This window comes from Sodalinema sp., assembly GCF_046483825.1.
Lineage (GTDB): Bacteria > Cyanobacteriota > Cyanobacteriia > Cyanobacteriales > Geitlerinemataceae > Sodalinema.
In genome coordinates this window covers 1-5,518 of sequence record NZ_JAWOCL010000235.1, presented here as the reverse complement: position 1 = coordinate 5,518, position 5,518 = coordinate 1, and the positions used below count along the sequence as shown (strand labels likewise).

The 5,518-nt window shown below is 48.2% G+C and carries 11 protein-coding genes; 1 reads left to right on the top strand and 10 read right to left on the bottom strand.

Annotation, left to right across the window (positions count from 1 at the left end):
• Positions 1-293: 293 nt before the first annotated feature.
• The 6 genes from R6U67_RS15220 to R6U67_RS15195 form a co-directional block, all read right to left on the bottom strand.
• Complete coding sequence (locus R6U67_RS15220) at positions 294-680, bottom strand: hypothetical protein (RefSeq protein ID WP_410253334.1); 387 nt, start codon at positions 678-680, stop codon at positions 294-296.
• A 169-nt stretch (positions 681-849) separates the two neighbouring features.
• Positions 850-2,001, bottom strand: coding sequence for a formate-dependent phosphoribosylglycinamide formyltransferase (gene purT, locus R6U67_RS15215; RefSeq protein ID WP_410253335.1), 1,152 nt, complete (start codon positions 1,999-2,001; stop codon positions 850-852).
• A gap of 54 nt (positions 2,002-2,055) precedes the next feature.
• Complete coding sequence (locus R6U67_RS15210) at positions 2,056-2,259, bottom strand: hypothetical protein (protein WP_410253333.1); 204 nt, start codon at positions 2,257-2,259, stop codon at positions 2,056-2,058.
• Between the two features lie 163 nt (positions 2,260-2,422).
• Complete coding sequence (locus R6U67_RS15205; RefSeq protein ID WP_410253332.1) at positions 2,423-2,662, bottom strand: AbrB/MazE/SpoVT family DNA-binding domain-containing protein; 240 nt, start codon at positions 2,660-2,662, stop codon at positions 2,423-2,425.
• A gap of 334 nt (positions 2,663-2,996) precedes the next feature.
• Complete coding sequence (locus R6U67_RS15200; RefSeq protein WP_410253331.1) at positions 2,997-3,188, bottom strand: type II toxin-antitoxin system VapC family toxin; 192 nt, start codon at positions 3,186-3,188, stop codon at positions 2,997-2,999.
• A gap of 222 nt (positions 3,189-3,410) precedes the next feature.
• Positions 3,411-3,656, bottom strand: coding sequence for a hypothetical protein (locus R6U67_RS15195; RefSeq protein WP_006668555.1), 246 nt, complete (start codon positions 3,654-3,656; stop codon positions 3,411-3,413).
• 352 nt (positions 3,657-4,008) lie between these two features.
• Here R6U67_RS15195 and R6U67_RS15190 point away from each other — a divergent pair, with 352 nt between their 5' ends.
• A complete protein-coding gene (locus R6U67_RS15190) occupies positions 4,009-4,164 on the top strand; it encodes a hypothetical protein (RefSeq protein ID WP_170191554.1) in 156 nt (51 codons plus the stop codon).
• Here the strand turns inward: R6U67_RS15190 and R6U67_RS15185 are convergent.
• The 4 genes from R6U67_RS15185 to R6U67_RS15170 form a co-directional block, all read right to left on the bottom strand.
• The gene (locus R6U67_RS15185) at positions 4,152-4,436 is read right to left on the bottom strand and encodes a type II toxin-antitoxin system RelE family toxin (protein WP_410253330.1); all 285 of its coding nucleotides are present in this window, start codon (positions 4,434-4,436) and stop codon (positions 4,152-4,154) included. The genes R6U67_RS15190 and R6U67_RS15185 overlap by 13 nt on opposite strands.
• Positions 4,429-4,656, bottom strand: coding sequence for a hypothetical protein (locus R6U67_RS15180; protein ID WP_223304052.1), 228 nt, complete (start codon positions 4,654-4,656; stop codon positions 4,429-4,431). Before R6U67_RS15180 ends, R6U67_RS15185 begins: the two co-directional genes overlap by 8 nt.
• A 191-nt stretch (positions 4,657-4,847) precedes the next feature.
• Complete coding sequence (locus tag R6U67_RS15175) at positions 4,848-4,985, bottom strand: type II toxin-antitoxin system VapC family toxin (RefSeq protein ID WP_286186855.1); 138 nt, start codon at positions 4,983-4,985, stop codon at positions 4,848-4,850.
• Between the two features lie 320 nt (positions 4,986-5,305).
• Positions 5,306-5,518: hypothetical protein (locus R6U67_RS15170; RefSeq protein ID WP_410253329.1), on the bottom strand; the 213-nt coding region annotated here is incomplete at its 5' end.

Sequence of the window (5,518 nt, the reverse complement as noted above, 5' to 3'; positions counted from 1 at the left end):
GCTTCCAAACGACGATCGACCCGGCGCAGATAGCGACGCGGGCAGCCTCCGAACGCGAGCGTGGGATCGCTTTCGGTTCGCCCGCCAGGCGTACTCGCGGGTCGTTCCGGAGTTGGGTCCGGTTGCGTATATACGGACTCTGGGCGGCTCTGCCGCCTGTCCTCGGGAGGCAGAGCCTCCCCAGGGACATGACCTGGCTGGAGCCAGGTCACGAGGAACGAGGGACATGACCTGGCTGGAGCCAGGTCACGAGGAACGAGGGACATGACCTCCTCACACCCCCAATGATTTAATTAATGTAACGCCAAATCTCGGCAACTCTCAATCACCTCAGACACCACGCGAATGATGTCCAAATGACCCTGAGGCTGCATCTCCCGCAGCAGCCGAGCCTCCCGTAACTCCAACTCCGTCATCCGTCGTAACTCCTCATCACTGTACGCCGCACGGGTTTGACGTACATCCTCCAACATTTGAGTCACATGGGCCATCGTTCCCCGAATCGCCACATTGTTCAACTCGGCGACAACCCGATAGGTGTTGCGTTCCTTTCCCTGAATCGTCACCGCATCCGAACCCCCGAACTGGTGAATCACGGCATTGAGATAGCGATTACTCGATGCAGCAGCTTGGCGGAGACGACGACGCTGAGGCGTAGTGGCAGTACAAGTCCGAGTCATAATTCCTTCCCCCGCAAGTGTTGAACTTTACATCAACATTCTAGCAAACCCGACCCCAGAGCCGCCACCCACTCCGAAAAAAGACAGATTAACCAGGACAATAAATCTTGGAAGAACTCAATCCCTAAGACAATTACCCTGTATTTACTTGTCCGACTTCAAGTGTCCACTATTCTTTATCTACATAACTTAACCGGACTTGAGCGGCGGCTCGGCTGGCCTTCTGACGGGCCTGCTCAATGGTGTCCCCTTTCGCCAGGGCCACCCCCATGCGACGATAGGGACGAGCGGTTTCCTTGCCAAAGAGGCGAATCTCCACATCGGCTTCAGCCAGAGCCTCGTCGACTCCTTCATAAAACACTGTATCCGAATGGCGATCGCTCAAAATCACCGTACTGGCCCCCGGCGACAACACCTCAATCTTGGGAATGGGGAGACCTAAAATTGCCCGCAGATGTAATTCAAACTCATTGAGATTCTGCGAGATCATCGTCACCATCCCCGTATCATGGGGACGAGGGGACAACTCGGAGAAAATCACCTCATCTTGAGTCACAAAAAACTCAACCCCAAAAATTCCCGCACCCCCTAACGCCGAAGTCACGGTTTTCGCCATCTCCTGGGCCTGGGTAATTTTCGCCTCCGACAATCCCACTGGCTGCCAAGATTCCTGATAATCGCCTCGTTCTTGACGATGGCCAATGGGGGGACAAAACAGGGTGGTTCCATTCCACTGACGCAGAGTTAAGAGGGTAATTTCCACCTCAAAGTTAATAAACTCCTCCACAATCACCCGCTCACTCTCACCGCGAGATCCCGTCATGGCGTACTCCCAGGCTTCAGCCACTTCCTCGGGAGAGCGAACCACTGATTGACCTTTCCCGGAGGAGGACATCACGGGTTTGACCACGTTGGGAAATCCTAAGTCTTGGGAAATGGACTCTAAACTGGCTAAATCATTGGCGTAGCCGTAGCGAGGAGTGCGCACGCCTAACTCGCTGTGGGCCAATTCCCGGATGCGATCGCGGTTCATGGTGTAGTTGGTGGCCGCCGCTGTGGGAATAACGCGAAACCCCTGTCGTTCTAAGTCCAGTAACTTACTGGTGCGGATGGCTTCAATTTCGGGAACCACATAATCCGGTTGATGGCGTTTCACCAACCGTTCCAACGCATCCCCATCCTGCATCGACACCACTTCAGCGATATCCGCCACCTGCATCGCCGGTGCATTCGCATAGCGATCGACCGCAATCACAGTATTTCCTAACCGTTGCGCGGCGATGACAACTTCTTTCCCCAGTTCACCGGAACCGAGCAGCATCAATTTTTGAGGAAGTTTCACAGGTAATGCAGATGATTGAAAAACAAGTCCCCATTATAGCAAAATGCGAGTCATGGGCAGACCAACCTGTTGGTCAAATTCTGTCGGCAAAATCCGAGGGGGTTTTAGAGACGTTTGATGGGTTTCGCGATCGCATTCTTGTCGAGGGGATAGACTTAGAGCGGTTTCATCACAGCCAGCCTGTTGATTGATGCGAACAATCAAATAATCAGAAAAATCAGCATTTCCCAACTTCATTTGATGAATTGCCCAAGCGATATTATCGGAATTTTCAAATGTGAAAATATTGGTATTTAAGAGAGTTTATGGCAGGAATTAGGCGAAAACGCTATTGGTAGGGTGTGTTAGCGAAGCGTAACGCACCACAACCTCATATATAGAGTCGCTGCGTAAGTCCTATCTAAAATAGGCTTGCCGGTTCCATTTCCCCTAGAGAAACGGGTTTTCTGTCTGGTTTGTAGAGACAACCGGATAAGGGACGAACATCAATTTGAGCCGCTTTTGGGGCGGGTTCTAAATAGACTTTGCCATCAGGAGAAATGGCGATATTAATGCGATCGCCCGGTTTTAATTGCAGCCAGTCAATAATTTCTGGGGGAATCGTTGCGGTTCCCTCTGGGGTGATTCGGGTCAGTGCCATAAGGGGGGTGATTCAATGGGTTGGATGGCATCTATTTTAACCGACTGTAGCCGAATTCTGCATCAAATCTCTAAAACAGCGGGTGGGGGTCAAAGAAACCGGGTTTCTAGCAGCCTCTGGTGTTGCTTCACAAAGATTTAACAAAGAAACCGGGTTTCTGAAGTTTGGGAATGGGGTAAAATTGGGGTCATAGTCCCCTACCCGGTGCTATAGCGATCCTAAATCAGTTGTGGAAGACCCTCACGATGGCGGACCCCTCTCCCAGAAGGGGAGAGGGGAGAAGAAGATGTTATAAATCATTTAGGATTGCTATAGGCTATGGATAAACAGCGCTCTAGGATTTAAGAAGACGAACAAAACCCGCTTGATCGAAATGATGATCGCTAGTTAGAGCGTTGGTAATTTCTAATTGTTGCATGATTATAAATGATGTGGCATCAACCAGTGACCAATTTTTATCTAACCGCTGTTTTAAAAGTTCCCATGCGGCATTTTCAATCTGCTGATTGACGCGAACGAGTTGCAAATAAGGAGCAGATTGAATCGCATCAATATATTGAAAAATTTGGGGCGAGGAACTCTAAGTGGACTATTGAGCAATGCTACAAGTTCAAGGACAATCTAGTTACTTGTCACCATTAAGTATTTTTGTTGTCTAGCTTGAGTAAACCATTCTACTGCATACTGATGAGCCGATTCAGTTTTGATAAATAAGTTGGCCCAGCCAGAAGTATCAACAAATACACTATTATTCACTGGGCAACTCCCGTGAATAAATGGCTTCGCCAATATAGTCGTCGTGGCGAGATGCAATATCGTTATTTTCAGCGCTTAATGTGCCAATCAGTGCGGCAATTGGATCATCAGGTTGGGTAGCTAAGTCCTCTAATGATTTTAAGATCATTGCTTCTAAAGAGAGGTTGATAATTTGAGCTTTGGATTCTAAACGTTGGCTCAGATCGTCGGGAAGTTCAAGGTTGATTTTTCGAGTCATTTTAATCAAGATGATAGGAGTAATTAAGGGTTTGATCTTAACTTAAATTACTGATAGCATTAAACCACCAGTGCGATTCATTTTTCAAGCGGGTGACTCGTGCGGCGATCGCCAGGGGTTGATTTTCAGTAGGTTGCCGAGTCATGGTCAGGGTTGAGTTTTCAGATGAGTTGGAGTCTCAGGATGATTATAACCCATCTTGTCAGAGAAAACTGAGTTTTGAGCCGCTGGAAAAGAAACCGTATTTCTAGCCGCATCTCGATTCCTTCACAAAGATTTAACAAAGAAACCCGGTTTCTGAGGTTTGGGAATGGGGTAAAATGGGGGTCTATCCCCTACCCGATGCGCGGCTATGGATGAACAACGAGTGCAGGCTTATCTCTCCCTGATTCCAGAACTCCTCAACTGTCCGGGGGAAGCACTGCAAATCATCAACGGTCATCTGGAGTTGGTGGATGAGGGGTTTTGCCGATCACTAAGCTTATCAACTCATTCTCACCGCTCATAAGATTCACGGCGATGGGCGATCGCGATGACAAACACTTGGACTAATTTATCATCTATCGTATAGATGACCCTGTAGTCACCTATACGATAGCGGTAATAGCCTGCATAGTCTCCTTTCAGAGCTTTGATATTCGGGTGCGATCGCGGAGTTTGCTCTAACTGTTGTAAACATCGAGAAATTTTCTTGGCTAAGGCTTTTTCGGCATTAATGTAAACGTTTTGGGCATCAGGATGGAGTAGGGGCGAAAAATTTTTCGCCCCTACATCAGACATCAGAGCGGAGGTTTCTCCAACTTGTGTACTGGTTCTTCGGGGTTGCGTGATTTTGCTTAACTCGCTCTAGCAATCCCGGAATTTCTAAGAGTTCTTGGGTTGCACTCTCGCTTTCAGCATTAGCCAAATAAGCGGCAAAATCAGCCAGAACCCGTAATCGCTCAGGGGATAGTTGCTTGAGTAAATCATTCAGTTGACTCTGTAAATCTGTTACAGACATTGGAGCCGCTGATTCTCTATCCTGGATTGGGGAATTATCCATAGTACCCATTGCCGACGTCTCGCTTTTTAAGGTTCAGTCTCTATTCTAGGATAACTCAATCCAGGGGAATATGCCTGTTATGGCTACCGTACAAGATGCGTGAGGTGGATGACTGGGTGCGTGGCTATGGATGAATCGCGATCGCAGGCTTATTTATCCCTGATTCCAGAACCGTTGATTGACCAGTTTTCGATGGAGAGTTCTTGGATAATGCCAAAATCAGACTGGTTGCACGTTAGGAGGGTGGCATTTTGAACCAGAGCGATCGCCGCAATTTTCAAGTCCATATTGCCTAAACGAGGGTAGGTTTTGCCGAGGCGTTGATGCTCGACTGCCGCAGGATAATCGAAGGGTAAAAGGGGGATAAAACAATAGTCCTTTGCCTTTTTTTGCAGTCCTTCATAAGCGATAATTTGTTGCTAAACTGTTTTCGCTTGGGACAGAAAATTGAGTCTTCCTCTGATTTTTTCTTCATAAGTAATGACCGTGACGGCAACTTGAATATTCTCAACGGTTGCTATTTTTGCCAAAATCCGTTGGTTTCACCATTGCGTTGAATGAGACTCAGATGATCAGTATCGAGAATATACATCGGATTTGGCTGAGTTTATTCGGCAGTTTTGCGCCATTCTTGTCCGAGTTGAATCACCGCTTCAAAGGTGGGGTCATTAGCGTGACTCCCAGCAATGCGTTCCCACCAGGGTTGTTGTGGTGAGGTGACGGTGGCTAAGACTTGTTTAATGTGAGTGAGTTCGATTTCCAAGCGGGTGACTCGTGCGGCGATCGCCAGGGGTTGATTTTCAGTAGGTTGCCGAGTCAT